We start from the raw sequence: 14,847 nt of genomic DNA, 5'->3' as shown, positions 1-14,847 counted from the left end.
ACCCATCTTCGCCCCCACTCATCTGATGTGTGAGGAGGGGTCGGTCACGCGAATGCGCCGACCAGCGTCGGGAGGCAGTCGGGGCCGGTCTCGGCGCGCACGAGCAGGAACCCCGGGGTCTCGACCGGCGGGTCGAGCAGACGGACCGCGACACCTGCCTGGCCGCCGTCGCCGCAGCCGTGCACGAACGTCGCCTCGCGTTCGGCCAGCCCGATCTCCACGAGCACGTCCTCGACCGAGCGGACGGGCCGGCCCAATGCCGGGGTGAACCCGGCGGCCCGGCACGCGGCGAGAACGGCGTCGTGCAACGCGGGGTTGGCGGAGCGCTCGGGCAACCGGAGTGTCAGCTCGGCCAGCGCGCCGATCGGCACCGCCTGGTGGGCGGCGAGCGAGTGACCCGCCGGCAGCACGACGTGCACCGGGTCGCGCCACACCTCGACGGGCCGCAGCCCGCGCGCCCGGACCGGGCCTCGGACCAGCGCGACGTCCAGCTCACCGGCACGCAGCGCCTCGACGTGCGCCTCCGCCGGCCCGTCCACGAGCACCAAGGACAGGTCCGGGACGTTCTCGCGGATCCGGGCGACGCCGCGGCGCACCCGCTCCCCCAGCCCGGCGCTCGTGCCGAGGCGGAGGCTGCCACCGCGGCCGGCGGCCAGCTCGGCGGCGACGGTGCGCACCCGCTCGACGGCGGCGAGGGCCGAGCGCGCCTCGGCGAGGAGCCGCTCGCCGTCGCCGGTGAGCGCCACCCGGCGGGAGGAGCGCTCCAGCAGCCGCACACCCAGCTCGCGCTCGAGGCGCCCGATCTGCTGGCTCACGGCGGGCTGGACCACGGCGAGCCGATCGGCGGCCCGGCCGAAGTGCAGCTCCTCGGCGACGGCCACGAAGTAGCGCAGTTGGCGGATCTCCACGGCGACCACCCATCACGATCCGTTATCACTGCACAGGCTAGTTGCTCGTTGTTCGCGGCGGTCCCGACCGCTGGGCTGGAGGCATGCAGATCGGGATGTGGATCGACGACGAGCGGCCGCTCGCGGCCGTCGTCGAGAGCGTCGAGGAGGCCGCGAACCTCGGGTTCGCTCGGGTCTGGTTCGGCCAGCGGGCGGGGTGGGACGCGCTGACTCTGATCACCGCCGTCGGGAGCCGGGTGCCGGGGATCGGGCTGGGCACGGCGGTGGTGTTGACGTGGCCGCAGCACCCCCTCGCACTCGCTGGGCAGGCGCTCAGCACCAACGCTGCCGTGGGCGGGCGGCTCACGCTGGGGATCGGGCCAAGCCACCAGCCGATCGTCGAGGGCCGATACGGCTACCGGTGGGAGCGGCCCGGCCAGCACGTCGAGGACTACCTTGCAGCGCTCGGCCCCGCCCTGACAGGCGAGGCCGGGACCATCGCCGTCCCGGGAGCGGCACGCCCACCGTTGCTCCTCGCCGCGCACGGCCCGCGCCTGCTGCGCCTGGCCGGTGAGCGCGCCGACGGAGTGATCACCACCTGGATCGGTGCGCGCGGGCTCGCCGAGCACACCGTGCCCGCCGTCCGCGCGGCCGCGGCGGGGCGGGCCGCTCCGCAGGTCGTCGTCGGGGTGATCGCAAGCCTCACCCACGACCCCGAAGCGGCGCGGGAGTATGTCGCAGATCGGTTCGGGATGGCGAGCCGCATGCCCAGCTACCGCCGCTCGATGGACCGGGAAGGCTTTGCCGGTCCGGGTGACACCGTGCTCGCCGGTGACGAGGCCGAGTTGGAGAAGGCCGTACGCGGCTTCGCCGATGCGGGTGCCACCGAGTTCCAGCTCTGCGCGGTGGGGCCGGAAGGTGACCGGGCCCGCACTGTGGCGTTCTTCGGCGAGCTCGCCCGTCAGCTACGCGCGTAGCGCCCCGGCGTGATCCCGAGCATCCGGGTGAAGTGCCGGTGCAGGTGAGCCTGGTCGTGGAACCCGACGGCCACGGCGACGTCGGCGACGGGCTCACCGTCGAGCAGCCGCCGCCGGGCTGCCTCGACCCGCCTGCCGGTGAGGTACCGGTGCGGCGGCAGCCCGTACGCGCGGGTGAACGAGCGGATGAGATGCGCGGGATGGGCATGCAGCAGCGCTGCGGCGTCGCGCAGGGCGAGCCCTTCCACCGTGCGGGCGTCGAGGAGCTCGCGCAGGTCGGCGGCGAGCCGTGTGGGGGGCGGCTCCGCGGCAGGCCCGCGCAGGTGCAGCCGGATGCGGTCGCCGATCAACGCAAGCCTGCTCTCCGCCTCGAACTCGGCGCCGGTGCCTCCGAGCACCTGGTGGAGCTGATCGACGCGGGTGCGCAGGAGGTCGTCGTCGAAGCTCGGGGTGGCCAGCGAGGCGCCGGTCAGCGACTCGGGGAGCACACCGGCGTCGACGTAGAGAACGCGCTTGCGGAAGCCGTGGTGGGTGGCCGCCCGGCCGGTGTGCGAGACGTGCGGCGGCAGGAGCGTGACGGCGGGGCGGAGAGCACCGTGCTCGTGGCGGTCGAGGTCGTAGCGGATCGCGCCCTCGTCGACCACCAAGAGGGTCCAGGTGTCGTGCGCGTGCTCGGGGTACGCGTGGTCGGTGAACCGCGCGTGGAAGACCTCCACGATGCCGGGCACGGCAGGCGCCCAGGCACGCACGTCGGACACGAGCAGAACGTACAAGAACCGGCGGCCCCGGCGGCGGCACGCTCGGGGACGTGCGTTTCGAGACCAAGATCGCCGTGCTGCTCCGGAACGACCTGGAGGTCTGGCAACGGCTGAACGTGACCGCGTTCCTGGCAAGCGGGATCGCGGCCAACCCCGAGCTGCTCGGCGAGCCCTACGCCGACGCCGACGGCACCGGGTACCTGCCGATGTTCCGCCAGCCGGTGCTCGTCTTCGCCGGTGACGCCGACGTGCTCGCGGCCGCCCACGAACGGGCGGTGCGCCGCGGGCTGCCGGCCGCGGTGTTCACCGAGGAGCTGTTCACCACCGGCCACGACGAGGCCAACCGCGCTGCCGTGCGCGCGGTGGCCCGTGACGACCTCAAGCTCGTGGGCCTGGCCGTGCACGGGCCGCGCAACGCCGTGGACAAGGTCCTCAAGGGCGCGATCCTGCACACCTGACGACCTGCACACCTGACGGGCCTTACGGGGCCCGCATCGTCTGGACGAAGAGCTGCGGCTGCGGCGGGGTGCCGGCGCAACCGGTGCCGTCCATCGGCACGAAGACCGACGCCGTCTCGCCGGGCGGGTAGACCCGCAGCCCGCGGACGGGCGTCGGCCGGCACACGGCGGCGTCGAAGTTCTGGACGTTCACCAGCTGCAGTGGTGCGATCGCCGTGCCGCTGGGCGCGATGTCGATCTGCCCGCCGCGGTCGCCGGACATCTCCGCGGCCGGGCCGACCTGGTGCCCGTCGTCGCCCGCCACGTACGAGACGCCCGGGAAGCCCCGCAGCTCGCACGTCGCCCGTCCCATGTTGGTGAAGATGAGCGGGCGGTAGACCGAGCCGGCTCCGGCGTCGCCCGTACCGAGGGACACCGACAGCTCGCCGCTCGTGCAGCGCGGGACGGCCCCTGCCGCCGGAGCCGAGGCCGGGGCCGCGGCGGGCGGGGGTGTGGTGGGCGGTTCTGTGGTGGAAGGCGATGCGGTGGACGGGGGCGCAGCCGTCGTCGGCGGCGGGGTCGGTCCCGCACCTCCTCCGCCCGAGCAGCCCGCCAGCAGGCTGATCGCGGCCAGCACGATCACCACCACGGCTCGTCGTGTCGTCATCAGGTCCCTCGATCCCCGGTGTTCCCCGCACCGTTGTCGTTCATCGGGAAGGACGTGCGGCGCCAGGACGAGTTGTGCCTCTCAACCATCCGGTCAGGTGACGGGGGTCGCTGGCCTACGCTGGCACCGAACGTGACGGAGGTGACGGGTTGTCGGCAACGCGGCTGCTCGTGCTCGGGATCGTCCGAGGTTACGGGCGGGCGCACGGCTACCGGGTCGGCAACGACCTGCTGGCCTGGGGCGCCGACGAGTGGGCCAACGTGAAATGGGGCTCGATCTACCACGCCCTCCACTCGCTCACCGAGGGCGGCTTCCTCCTCGACCACAACGACGTCCCGACCCGTACCGAGTACGAGCTGACCGAGCGCGGCGAGCACGAGTTCATGAAACTGCTCCGCGACGCGATCCGCCGCCCCCAGCCCCGGCCGGACCTCCTTGGTGCCGCGCTGGCCCTCCTGCCCTCGCTCCCCCGCGCCGAGGCGATCGCCCTGCTTCGCGAGCGGCTCGCCGCGCAGGAGGCGGCCCGGGACAAGGCGCACGCGCAGGTCGAGGCGCTGGTCGACCCGCCGCACGTCCGCGAGCTGTTCGGGCTGTGGGAGCACAACGCCGACAGCGCCGCGGAGTGGACGCACGGGATCATCGCGCGCCTGGAGGCCGGTGCGTACCCGATGGCCGGTGAGCCGCGTTCACCCGGGAAGCCGGGAAGCTGGCACGACCTGGTGTTCCCGCCCCACCCACCCCGCTAGAACCCCGCCGTACGTGTAACGGCTGCCCGGTTCCGGGCGATTCAAGTTTGCATACCCGCTCGTCCTTCCGGCACACTCGACGCTGGCGGGTTCAAGTTTGAGTAATTTGGAGGGGCATGGCCATCGCAGTGAGCGCTCAGGCGCTTCGCAAGCGCTACCCGGGCTCGGAGGAGCCCGCTCTCGACGGGTTCGACCTGACCGTGCCCTCCGGCACCGTCCACGGCCTGCTCGGCCCGAACGGGGCGGGCAAGACCACCGCCGTGCGGATCCTCGCCACGCTGCTGCGCGCCGACAGCGGCCGGGCCGAGATCGACGGCATCGACGTCGCGACCCACCCTGCCGACGTGCGCAGGCGGATCGGGCTCGTCGGCCAGTACGCGGCGGTCGACGAGATCCTCGACGGCCGGCGCAACCTCGTGATGTTCGGGCGCCTGTTCCACCTGTCCCCGGCCGACGCCCGTCGGCGCGCCGACGAGCTGCTGGAGCGGTTCGCGCTCGCCGACACCGGCACGCGGCCCGTCGGGAAGTACTCGGGTGGGATGCGGCGGCGGCTCGACCTCGCCGTCAGCATGATCCTCGCGCCCGCGGTGCTGTTCCTCGACGAGCCGACGACAGGCCTCGACCCGCACGGCCGCGCCGAGGTCTGGGACGCCGTCCGCGGCCTCGTCGCGGGCGGCACCACCGTGCTGCTCACCACCCAGTACCTCGACGAGGCCGACCAGCTCGCCGGCCGGATCTCGGTGCTGGGAGCGCGGGGCGCGGGCGGCGGTCGGGTGGTCGCCGAGGGCACGCCCGACGAGCTGCGCTCACGCATCGGCGGTGACCGGATCTCGCTCGTCGTGCGGCACGCGGCCGACCTGCCACGCGCGGCGGCGCTCGTCGCGGATGTCACGGGCACCGACGCCGAGGTCGACGCCGACGCCCGCCGGGTGGCCGCTCCGGTGCGGGACCGGATGGGGGCTCTTGCGGCCACGCTCCGCGCCGTGCAGGAGGCGGGCATCGAGGCCGAGGACCTCACCGTCCGCCGTCCGACCCTCGACGAGGTGTTCCTCCAGCTCACGAAGGCAGGAGCCGCCGCATGACCGTTCTCCCCGTTCCCGGTTCGGCGCTGCGCTGGGCCGTCGCCGACTCCGCCACCCTGGCCCGTCGCTACCTCGCGCACCTACGTCACCAGCCCGCCGAGCTGGTGGGTGCGGTCGGGTTCCCGATCCTGCTCGTGCTGATGTTCGCGTTCCTGCTCGGCGGCATGATGGCGGTGCCCGGAGGGGGCGACTACCGGCAGGCGCTGCTGCCTGGCCTCTTCACGATGACGATGCTGTTCGGCCTCTCCGCCACGATGATCGCGGTCGTCACCGACGCCCAGCGCGGCATCACCGACCGGTTCCGCTCTATGCCGATGGCGCAGTCGGCCGTGCTCGTCGGGCGGGCGCTGGCCGACATGGTGACGTCGGCGATCGCGCTCGCCGCGCTGCTGCTGGTGGGGCTCGCGGTCGGCTGGCGCGCCCCGGGTGGTGCCGGGGCGGTGCTCGCGGCCGTCGGGCTGCTCCTGCTGCTGCGGTTCGCGATGCTGTGGGTAGGGATCTACCTCGGGCTGGTCGTGCGCGGCCCCGGGGCCGTCACCGCGGTGCAGACGCTGGAGTTCCCCGTCGGGTTCCTGTCCGGGCTGTTCGTGGCGCCGGCGACGATGCCGGTGGTGGTCTCGACGGTCGCCGAGTGGAACCCGCTCTCCTCCACTGCGGCCGCCACCCGGGACCTGTTCGGCAACCCCGGGTGGGGCGGCGAGTCGTGGGTCGCCCAGAACGCGGTGCTCATGGCGATCGTCGCGGTGTTCGCGCCGCTGTCCGTCCGCCGCTACCGGGAGATGAGCCGATGACCGCTGAGCACACCCCCACCCCGCCACGCTGGCTGAAGCCGCTCAACCGCGTGCTGATGGGGCTGCAGCGCACGGGGCTCGGGATGAAGGACCTCCCGGTGCTCACCGTGCCGGGCCGGCGCAGCGGCAAACCCCGCAGCACGCCGCTGTCCGTCCTCGACGAAGGCGGGGAGCGATACCTGCTGGAGGGTTTCCCCGGCGCCGACTGGGCCCGCAACGTCCGCGCCGCGGGCGGGCTGGGCACGCTGAGCGTCGGCAAGCGGCGGGAGCAGGTGCGGCTCGTCGAGCTGGACGCTGAGGAGGCCGTGGCGATCCTGCGCCTGTGGCCCGAGCGGCTTCCGGACGGCGCGAAGATCATGGCCGACGCCGGTGTCGTCGAAGCGGTTACGCCGGAAGCGTTCGAGGCCGTGGTGGGGACCTGCGGGGTGTTCCGCGTCCACCGGGTGTAATTCACGGGATCGGCGGCGCCTGTCGAAAAGACGGGCGCCGTCTCGACGTCCCGGACGACAAGCCACCAGACCCGAGCCTGAGGAGCCTGATGCAGGCCAAGAGCCCTGAGCACATCGTCGTCACCGGCGCGCGGGAGAACAACCTGCACGACGTGTCCGTCCGGATCCCGAAGCGGCAGATCACCGCGTTCGTCGGGGTGTCGGGGTCGGGCAAGTCGTCGCTGGTGTTCGACACGATCGCCGCCGAGGCACAGCGGCAGCTCAACGAGACCTTCTCCGCATTCGTGCGCGGGTTCCTGCCCAAGCTGGGGCAGCCCGACGCCGACCTCATCGAGAACCTGTCGACCGCGATCGTCGTCGACCAGAAGCGGCTGGGCGGCGGCAGCCGGTCCACGCTCGGCACCGTCACCGACATCAACCCGCTGCTGCGGCTGCTGTTCTCCCGCCGCAGCACCCCGCACGTCGGCGCCGGCTACATGTTCTCGTTCAACGAGCAGGGCATGTGCCCCGGCTGCAAGGGCATCGGCCGCAAGGTCCAGCTCGATCACAGCGTGATGTTCGACAGGACGAAGTCACTCAATGGCGGAGCGATACTGCACCGCGACTTCGCCGTCGACAGCTGGTACTGGCACGTCTACGCGCAGTCCGGGAAGTTCGACAACGACAAACCCCTCGCCGAGTACACGAACGAGGAGTGGCAGCTGCTGCTTTTCGGCGCGGACGAGAAGGTCGAGCTGGCCGCGCCGGGCCAGAAGAGCATGAAGATCGACTTCGAGGGTGTGGAGACGAAGTTCAACCGGCTCTACATCAACGCCTCCGAGGAGGGCGGCTCCGACCGGAAGAAGGAGATCGTCGCCAAGTTCACCACCTCCGTGCGCTGCCCGGACTGCGACGGCACCCGCCTCGCCGAGGCGCCGCGGACGGCGACGGTGAACGAGCACACCCTGCCCGAGATCTGCGCGATGGACCTCGGCTCGCTGCATGCCCTGCTGCCCAGCATGCGCGACCCCGACATCGCCCCGATCCTCGACGAGGCGGCCACGCGGATCGGCGCGCTGATCGACATGGGCCTGGGCTACCTGACCTTGGACCGGGAGACCTCGACGCTCTCGGGCGGGGAGTCGCAGCGGATCAAGATGGTGCGCCACCTCGGGTCGTCGCTGGTGGACGTCATGTTCGTGTTCGACGAGCCGACGATCGGGCTGCACCCGCGCGACGTCGGCCGGATGAACGCGCTGCTGCACCGGCTGCGCGACAAGGGCAACACCGTGCTGGTGGTCGAGCACGACACCGACGTGATCACCGCCGCCGACCACGTCGTCGAGCTCGGGCCCCGGGCCGGCACCGAGGGCGGCCGGATCGTCTACCAGGGCGATGTGGCCGGGCTCGCCGACTCGGGCACGCTGACGGGTGAGTTCCTGCACCGGCCGGTCAACGCCAAGCAGGAGCCGCGCACCCCCACCGGGCAGCTGTCGCTGAAGGGCGCGTCGGCCAACAACCTGCGTGGGTTCGACCTCGACATCCCGCTCGGCGTGCTCGTCGCGCTGACCGGGGTGGCGGGCTCGGGCAAGAGCACCCTGGTGCGCGAGGTGCTGGTGCCCCAGCACCCGGAGGCGATCGTCGTCGACCAGAGCGCGGTGGCCACCTCGATCCGCTCCACCCCGGCCACCTGGACCGGCGTGATGGACCCGATCCGCAAGCTGTACGCCAAGACGACCGGGGTGAAGCCCGCGCTCTTCAGCTTCAACTCCGAGGGCGCCTGCCCCACGTGCAACGGCCTGGGCGTCATCTACTCCGATCTCGCCTACCTCGACGGCGTGCGCTCCACATGCACCGACTGCGAGGGCCGCCGCTACACCGAGGAGGTCCTCGCGCTCACGGTGGAGGGCAAGTCGATCTCCGACGCGCTCGACATGACCGCGGCGCAGGCGGTGGAGTTCTTCACGACGAAGGACATCCGCAAGCGGCTCCAGTCGGTCGTCGACGTCGGGCTCGGCTACCTGACGCTGGGGCAGCCGCTCTCGACGCTCTCCGGCGGGGAGTGCCAGCGGCTCAAGCTCGCCGGCCGGCTGCACGAGGAGGGCAACATCTACGTGCTCGACGAGCCCACCACGGGCCTGCACATGTCCGACTGCGGGCACCTGCTCGGGCTGCTCGACCGGATCGTCGACGCGGGCAGCTCGGTGATCGTCGTCGAGCACAACCTCGACGTCATCGCGCACTCCGACTGGGTGATCGACCTGGGTCCCGACGGCGGCGACGGCGGCGGTGAGGTGGTGTTCGAGGGACCGCCCGCGAAACTGATGGAGGCGCCCGGCTCGTTCACGGGCGAGCACCTCGCCCGGTACGTGGGGGCCCAGCAGTTCGGGGACCAGCGCTTCGAGGTCCGGACGGCGTGACGGCAGGTACGACGGCGGAGCAGGTGGGGCGTGCCCGGCCCTCGTCCGGGCCGGGCGGCGCGGTCTTCGTGCCGGCCGACCCACCCCGGACCGGGCACGTTCTGCTGTGGGGTGCGGTACTTCCCGACGTCGGCGATCCCGGCCGGGCCCGCGTGGTGCCGCCCCCGGGGGACGCGGTGCGCGAGGTGGACGCCCGCACGCTGCCGGTGGCGGACGCGCTGCCAATCCTGCTGGCCGGTGGCGCCGACCCGGCCGTGGCGTTCTGGGGCGCAGCGACGCGGCTCGCGCTGGGGCTCGTGGCCCGCGGCCGGCTGCTGCCCGGTGTCTCCCCGGCCGGGTTCGACGCCTGGCGGGCCGGCCCCCTGGACACCGACGACGCCTCGCGGGTGCACGCGCTCGCCGCGGCCATGCCCGCGGCAGCACGGGCCGTGCCGGAGCCGGGTGCCGGCCCGGTGTCCCTGCCGCCCGCGGGGCCGCTGCTGCGGGCGTTCCTCGACGCGGTGGCCGACGTGCTCCCGCGCTCCCCGGCGGGCGTCGGCCCCTTCGCCGCCGTCGCGGCTCACCCGGTGCCGCACCTGCGGGACTGGGCCGACGAGGTCGCGGCTGGCGTAGACGCCGGGGTGCGGGTGTCGCTGCGGATCGAAACCGACGAGTCCGCGACGCGGTTCCGGGCGGTCGTCCAGGTGCACGGGCTCGCCGACCCGACCCGCACCGCCGACCTCGACGCCGTGTGGAGCGGGGCGGCGGCCGGGTTCGGCCCGCGGGGCCGCGTGGACGCCCTGCTGGGCGTGCGCCGGGCGGCGCGGTTCTGGGACCCCCTGCACCAGTTGCTCGGGCAGGCCGTGCCGGACCGGCTAGAGCTGTCCGACGCCGACGTCACCGACCTGCTCGGGCCGGCAGCGGCTCAGCTGGCCGCCGCCGGGGTGGCGGTGCACTGGCCTGCCGAGCTGCGCCCGGAGCTGTCGGCCCGGGCGATTGCCGGGCGTGGGAGCGGGCCCACCGAGTTCGGTGCCGGGTCCGAGCCGTTCGCTCTCGACTGGGAGCTGGCCCTGCGCGGCGACCCGCTCACGCGCCACGAGATGGACGAGCTGGCCGCCAGCCACCGGCCCGTCGTCCGGCTGCGGGACGGGTGGGTGCTCGTGGACCCGGCCGCCCGGCAGCGGGCCCGTGACCGGACCCTGGGGCCGGTCAGCGCCGTGGCGGCGCTCGGAGCGGCGCTGAGCGGTGAGGTGGCCGCGGGCGACGAGCGGGTGCCCGTGGTGACGACCGGATGGCTCGAGGAGCTGCGGGAGCGCATCGCGGCCCCACCGACCCCGATGTCGGCCCCGGAGGGTCTCGCCGCGACCCTGCGCGACTACCAGCTGCACGGCCTCGGCTGGCTCGACCGCATGACCTCACTCGGCCTCGGGGCGTGCCTCGCCGACGACATGGGGCTGGGCAAAACGATCACGCTCATCGCCCTGCACCTGCGCAGGAGCCCCCTCCGCGCCGGGCCGACGCTCGTCGTCTGCCCGGCGTCGCTGCTGGGCAACTGGGAACGGGAGATCACCCGGTTCGCGCCCGGCGTGCCCGTCCACCGCTACCACGGCAGCGGGCGCTCCCTCCCGGACGGCGACGGGTTCGTGCTGACGACCTACGCCACCATGCGCCGCGACGTGGAGCGGCTCGCCGCCCACCGCTGGGGTCTCGTGGTCGCCGACGAGGCGCAGCACGTCAAGAACCCGGCGTCGGGCACCGCGCAGGCGCTGCGGTTGATCAGTGGGGGCACGGCCGGGGCCAGGGTGGCCCTGACGGGCACACCCGTGGAGAACGACCTGGTGGAGCTGTGGTCGATCCTCGACTGGGCGACCCCGGGGCTGCTCGGCACGCAGGCGGAGTTCCAGGCCCGCTGGGCCGACCCGATCGCCGACGGCGCCGACCCGGCTCTCGCCGAGCGGTTCGCGAAGCTCGTCGGGCCGTTCCTGCTGCGGCGGCGCAAGTCCGACCCTGGTGTCGCTCCCGAGCTGCCCCGCAAGACCGAGACCGACCGGCCCGTGGGGCTCACCCGCGAGCAGGCGGGGCTGTACGAGGCCGTGACCGCCGAGACGATGGCGCGGATCGCCGAGGCCGACGGCATGGCGCGCCGCGGCCTCGTGCTCGCGCTGCTCACCGCGCTGAAACAGATCTGCGACCACCCCGCCCTCTACTCCCGCGAGCCCGAGCCCCTGCTGGCCGGGCGCTCCGGGAAGCTCGAGCTGCTCGACGAGCTGCTGGACACGATCCTCACCGAGGACGGGGCGGTGCTCGTGTTCACGCAGTACGTGGCGATGGGCCGGTTGCTGCAGGAGCACCTGCGCGGCCGGGGCGTCCCGACGCGGTTCCTGCACGGCGGCACCCTCGTGCCGGAGCGCGAGGTGATGGTGGAGGAGTTCCAGCGGGGCGAGGTGCCGGTGTTCCTGCTGTCGCTCCGGGCCGCGGGCACCGGGCTCAACCTCACCCGCGCCGACCATGTCGTGCACTTCGACCGCTGGTGGAACCCGGCAGTCGAGGACCAGGCGACCGACCGCGCCTACCGCATCGGGCAGACCCGGCCCGTGCAGGTGCACCGGCTGATCAGCGAGGGCACGGTGGAGGACCGGATCGCCGCGCTCCTGGAGTCCAAGCGCGCACTCGCCGACTCCGTGCTCGCCGGCGGCGAGGCGGCGTTCACCGAGCTGACCGACGCCGAGCTGACCGACCTGGTGGCGCTGCGCGGGAGTGCGACATGACGCAGGCACGGGGGTTTCCCGCCTTCCCACCACGGCCTGGGCGCCGCGGCCGGTCCTGGTGGGCGCGTGCGTTCGTCGCCGCGATGGAGGACGCCGCGCTCGACTCCGTGCTGCTGCGCCGCGGCAGGCGCTTCGCCGGCAGCGGTCGGGTCGGGCCGATCACGGTGTCGCCCGGCCGGATCGCCGCCACCGTCGACGACCCCGACGGGATCTTCGAGGTCACCGTGCACCTGACCACGTTGACGGACGCCGAGTGGAACCGCTTCCTCGACCAGGTCGGCGCGGAGGCCGGGCACCTCGCGGCGCTCCTCGACGGCGAGGTGCCGCGCTCGCTCGCGCACGCCGCCGACGCGGCCGGGGTGGCGCTGCTGCCCACGATCGGCGACCTGGAGTCCGACTGCGACTGCCCCGACATCGGCGACCCCTGCCAGCACGCAGCCGCGCTGTGCTACCAGACGGCGTGGCTGCTGGACGACAACCCGTTCGTCCTCCTGCTGCTGCGCGGCCAGGGCGGCGACGAGCTGCTGGACGCGCTGGGCGCGCGCCAGCAGCAGAGGCCGACACCAGCAGCGGACCGCCCGGTGCCCGCGACGACCGCCTACGCGGCCGACCCTCCGCCGCTGCCGGCACCACCACCGGCACCGGCCCGCCGGGACAGCCCGACGATCCCCCCGGCCCCAGACGTCCCGCCGGACACCCTGGACGCGCTGGTGGCGGCAGCGGCGGCCCGAGCGCAGGCCCTGCTGGCAGAGGGTTGATCGGCGGCACATGCGCTGGCGCGAGCCTGACGGGAACCGCTACCCTGACTCGTGACCAGATGAGAAATCTGGTCACGAGTCAAGGGATGGTCGATGCCTGACACAAGTCAGCGCGAGCGCGCCCAGCGGATCCTGGATGCGGCAGCCGAGCTGGTGCTCCGCTGGGGCTACAAGCGGGTCACGATCGAGGAGGTCGCCAAGCACGCCGGCATCGGTAAAGGCACCGTGTACCTGCACTTCGAGTCGCGCGCCTGGCTGTTCATGTGCGTGCTGATGCGCGAGTCGCTGGGCCTGGTCGACGAGTTGACGGCCGCGATCGAGCGGGACGCAACGGCAGTACTCCCGGCCGAGCAGGCCCGTCTGGGCTACCTCGGGGTGCAGCGCCGGCCGTTGCTGCGGGCGATGTTCGTCCGCGACAACGAACTGCTGGGCGAGTTGGCGCACGAAGGAGCGATCAACCCGGTGCGCGAATGGAAGGGCGAGCTCGCCTTCGAGCAGTTCCATCTGCTGCGCGAGCACGGGCTGATGCGCACGGACCTGGACATCGACACCCAGAAGTACGTGGTCGGCGCGGTACAGACGGGGTTCTACCTCCACCAGTCGGCACTCGGGTCGTCGGACGCCGACCCGCAGGTGGCCGCTACCGCGATGAGCCACACCATTCAGTCCGCGGTGCAGCCGCCGGGCTCGCCCGATCCAGAGGCGCTCGCCGCCGTGGTCCCTGCGGTGCTCGCTTCGTACCAACGGGTCCGGGCGTCGCTGGCTGCGGCGATCGACGAGCGGCCGTCAAAGCGCCCCGGACCGCCTGACAACCGTTCCGGCCTGCCCCAGAGAGGGTTCGAATGAGTCGAATAGTCATGGCAGGCATGCCTGCCGCCGGGCACGTCAATCCAACAATGGGGCTCGTGCGCGAACTGGTGCGCCAGCATATCGACGTCACCTATTACGCCACCGACGAATTCCGCGACCCGATTGAGCGCACCGGCGCCGCGTTCCGCCCCTACCCGGCAGGGACGCTCTCCGCGAACGACATCGCCGAGGCCACCCGGAGCGGCAGCCCCCTGCGGGTGGTCACCCGGATCCTCACCGCCACAGAATCATTGCTGCCATTCCTGTTGGCCGAACTGCGCACCGAGCGACCTGCCGCGGTCGCGTTCGACTCCAACGCGGTCTGGGGCCGCATGGCCGCGGCGAGCCTCGACCTGCCCACGATCTCGCTCATGACCACCATGATGGCGGGCGGCGGTGAGCTCAGGAGTCTGACGACCCGGGAATGGGTCCACTTCCTCCGGACCGCCGTGCCGGGCGTGCCCGAAGTGCGCGCGGCCAGACGGCGGGTGCTGCGCCGCTTTGGCAAGGAGATCTTTCCGCCGCGACCGATCTTTCCGATGCGTGGCGACGTGACGATCTTTCCGATTCCGCGGTGGCTGCAGGCGGCCAACCCGTTGGTCGACCAGCGCTGTCACTTCATCGGACCCACGATCGACCCCGACGCCCGCGACAGAGATCTCGATGCCGAACTGGCCGCCCATCTCGACGGTGCCGATCCGATCGTCCTGGTGTCGCTGGGAACCCTCCATGCGGGCAGCGACGACTTCTTCCGTACCTGCTTCGAGGTGCTCGCCGACCTGCCCGCGCGTGTCCTGCTCGCAGTCGGCTCTCACACCGACCCCGCCCGCCTCGGCCGGCCGCCGGTGAACACCCTGGTCCGCGCGTCCGTACCCCAGCTCGAGGTGCTCCGGCGGACGGCGGTCTTCGTCACGCACGGGGGCATGAACAGCGTGCTGGAAGGCCTGGCGCACGCGGTGCCGCTCGTCGTCATCCCCCAGCAGTTCGAGCAGCTGGTCATCGGCCAGGCCGTCGCCGACCGTGGCGCCGGGGTCGTGCTGCGGCACAACCTGTCAAATCGCCCCGTGCCGCCCGCCGAGCTGCGCACGGCCGTCGAGCTGGCCCTCACCGACTCGGCCCAACGCACGTCCGCCAAGGTCCTGGCCGAAACCCTCTGCGAGGGCGGCGGAGCCCCCGCGGGCGCCGAGGTGATCCGAAACCTCCTGACCGGGAACAGCTGACACCTGGGTCTGCCTCGGGTGTGGGAGAGGTCGCATCGCCGACGGCGATCACGGCGCTGCCGCCCCGTTAGGGTTTCCGC

14 protein-coding genes are annotated in these 14,847 nt (G+C 72.9%); 11 read left to right on the top strand and 3 right to left on the bottom strand.

The genetic code is table 11. The features are described 5' to 3' along the window. Window positions 1-44 precede the first annotated feature (44 nt). The gene (locus ABD143_RS11340; protein WP_343975436.1) at window positions 45-917 is read right to left on the bottom strand and encodes a LysR family transcriptional regulator; all 873 of its coding nucleotides are present in this window, start codon (window positions 915-917) and stop codon (window positions 45-47) included. Window positions 918-991: 74 nt separating this feature from the next. Here ABD143_RS11340 and ABD143_RS11335 point away from each other — a divergent pair, with 74 nt between their 5' ends. Continuing rightward, window positions 992-1,864 carry a TIGR03564 family F420-dependent LLM class oxidoreductase gene (locus tag ABD143_RS11335; RefSeq protein WP_343975433.1) on the top strand — a complete coding sequence of 291 codons (873 nt, stop codon included), beginning with the start codon at window positions 992-994 and terminating at the stop codon, window positions 1,862-1,864. On the opposite strand, the gene ABD143_RS11330 is transcribed toward ABD143_RS11335, so the two are convergent. After that, a complete protein-coding gene (locus ABD143_RS11330; protein WP_343975430.1) occupies window positions 1,849-2,622 on the bottom strand; it encodes an AraC family transcriptional regulator in 774 nt (257 codons plus the stop codon). The two genes, ABD143_RS11335 and ABD143_RS11330, sit on opposite strands and share 16 nt — an antisense overlap. A 50-nt stretch (window positions 2,623-2,672) precedes the next feature. On the opposite strand from ABD143_RS11330, the gene ABD143_RS11325 reads away from it, so the two are divergent. Next, a complete protein-coding gene (locus ABD143_RS11325; protein WP_343975428.1) occupies window positions 2,673-3,080 on the top strand; it encodes a DUF2000 family protein in 408 nt (135 codons plus the stop codon). Between the two features lie 22 nt (window positions 3,081-3,102). On the opposite strand, the gene ABD143_RS11320 is transcribed toward ABD143_RS11325, so the two are convergent. After that, the gene (locus tag ABD143_RS11320) at window positions 3,103-3,726 is read right to left on the bottom strand and encodes a DUF4232 domain-containing protein (protein ID WP_343975426.1); all 624 of its coding nucleotides are present in this window, start codon (window positions 3,724-3,726) and stop codon (window positions 3,103-3,105) included. Between the two features lie 149 nt (window positions 3,727-3,875). On the opposite strand from ABD143_RS11320, the gene ABD143_RS11315 reads away from it, so the two are divergent. From ABD143_RS11315 to ABD143_RS11275, 9 genes are all read left to right on the top strand, one after another. Next, window positions 3,876-4,472: a PadR family transcriptional regulator gene (locus ABD143_RS11315; protein WP_343975423.1), complete on the top strand. Its 597-nt coding sequence runs from the start codon at window positions 3,876-3,878 to the stop codon at window positions 4,470-4,472. A 116-nt stretch (window positions 4,473-4,588) separates the two neighbouring features. Next, window positions 4,589-5,554, top strand: a complete 966-nt coding sequence (locus tag ABD143_RS11310; protein WP_343975420.1) for an ATP-binding cassette domain-containing protein — start codon at window positions 4,589-4,591, stop codon at window positions 5,552-5,554. After that, the gene (locus ABD143_RS11305) at window positions 5,551-6,345 is read left to right on the top strand and encodes an ABC transporter permease (protein WP_343975418.1); all 795 of its coding nucleotides are present in this window, start codon (window positions 5,551-5,553) and stop codon (window positions 6,343-6,345) included. The genes ABD143_RS11310 and ABD143_RS11305 overlap by 4 nt, the downstream gene beginning before the upstream one ends. Then, window positions 6,342-6,794 carry a nitroreductase/quinone reductase family protein gene (locus ABD143_RS11300; RefSeq protein ID WP_343975415.1) on the top strand — a complete coding sequence of 151 codons (453 nt, stop codon included), beginning with the start codon at window positions 6,342-6,344 and terminating at the stop codon, window positions 6,792-6,794. Before ABD143_RS11305 ends, ABD143_RS11300 begins: the two co-directional genes overlap by 4 nt. A gap of 89 nt (window positions 6,795-6,883) precedes the next feature. Beyond that, window positions 6,884-9,193, top strand: a complete 2,310-nt coding sequence (locus ABD143_RS11295; protein WP_343975412.1) for an ATP-binding cassette domain-containing protein — start codon at window positions 6,884-6,886, stop codon at window positions 9,191-9,193. Further along, window positions 9,190-11,940 carry a DEAD/DEAH box helicase gene (locus ABD143_RS11290; protein ID WP_379659672.1) on the top strand — a complete coding sequence of 917 codons (2,751 nt, stop codon included), beginning with the start codon at window positions 9,190-9,192 and terminating at the stop codon, window positions 11,938-11,940. Before ABD143_RS11295 ends, ABD143_RS11290 begins: the two co-directional genes overlap by 4 nt. Further along, window positions 11,937-12,698: an SWIM zinc finger family protein gene (locus tag ABD143_RS11285; protein ID WP_343975409.1), complete on the top strand. Its 762-nt coding sequence runs from the start codon at window positions 11,937-11,939 to the stop codon at window positions 12,696-12,698. Before ABD143_RS11290 ends, ABD143_RS11285 begins: the two co-directional genes overlap by 4 nt. A gap of 93 nt (window positions 12,699-12,791) precedes the next feature. Next, window positions 12,792-13,544, top strand: a complete 753-nt coding sequence (locus tag ABD143_RS11280; protein WP_343975407.1) for a TetR/AcrR family transcriptional regulator — start codon at window positions 12,792-12,794, stop codon at window positions 13,542-13,544. Between the two features lie 11 nt (window positions 13,545-13,555). Next, window positions 13,556-14,767, top strand: a complete 1,212-nt coding sequence (locus ABD143_RS11275; protein ID WP_343975404.1) for a macrolide family glycosyltransferase — start codon at window positions 13,556-13,558, stop codon at window positions 14,765-14,767. The last annotated feature ends 80 nt before the right edge of the window (window positions 14,768-14,847 follow it).

This window comes from Pseudonocardia aurantiaca, assembly GCF_039526725.1.
GTDB lineage: Bacteria > Actinomycetota > Actinomycetes > Mycobacteriales > Pseudonocardiaceae > Pseudonocardia > Pseudonocardia aurantiaca.
This window is presented reverse-complemented; position numbering and strand designations above follow the sequence as displayed.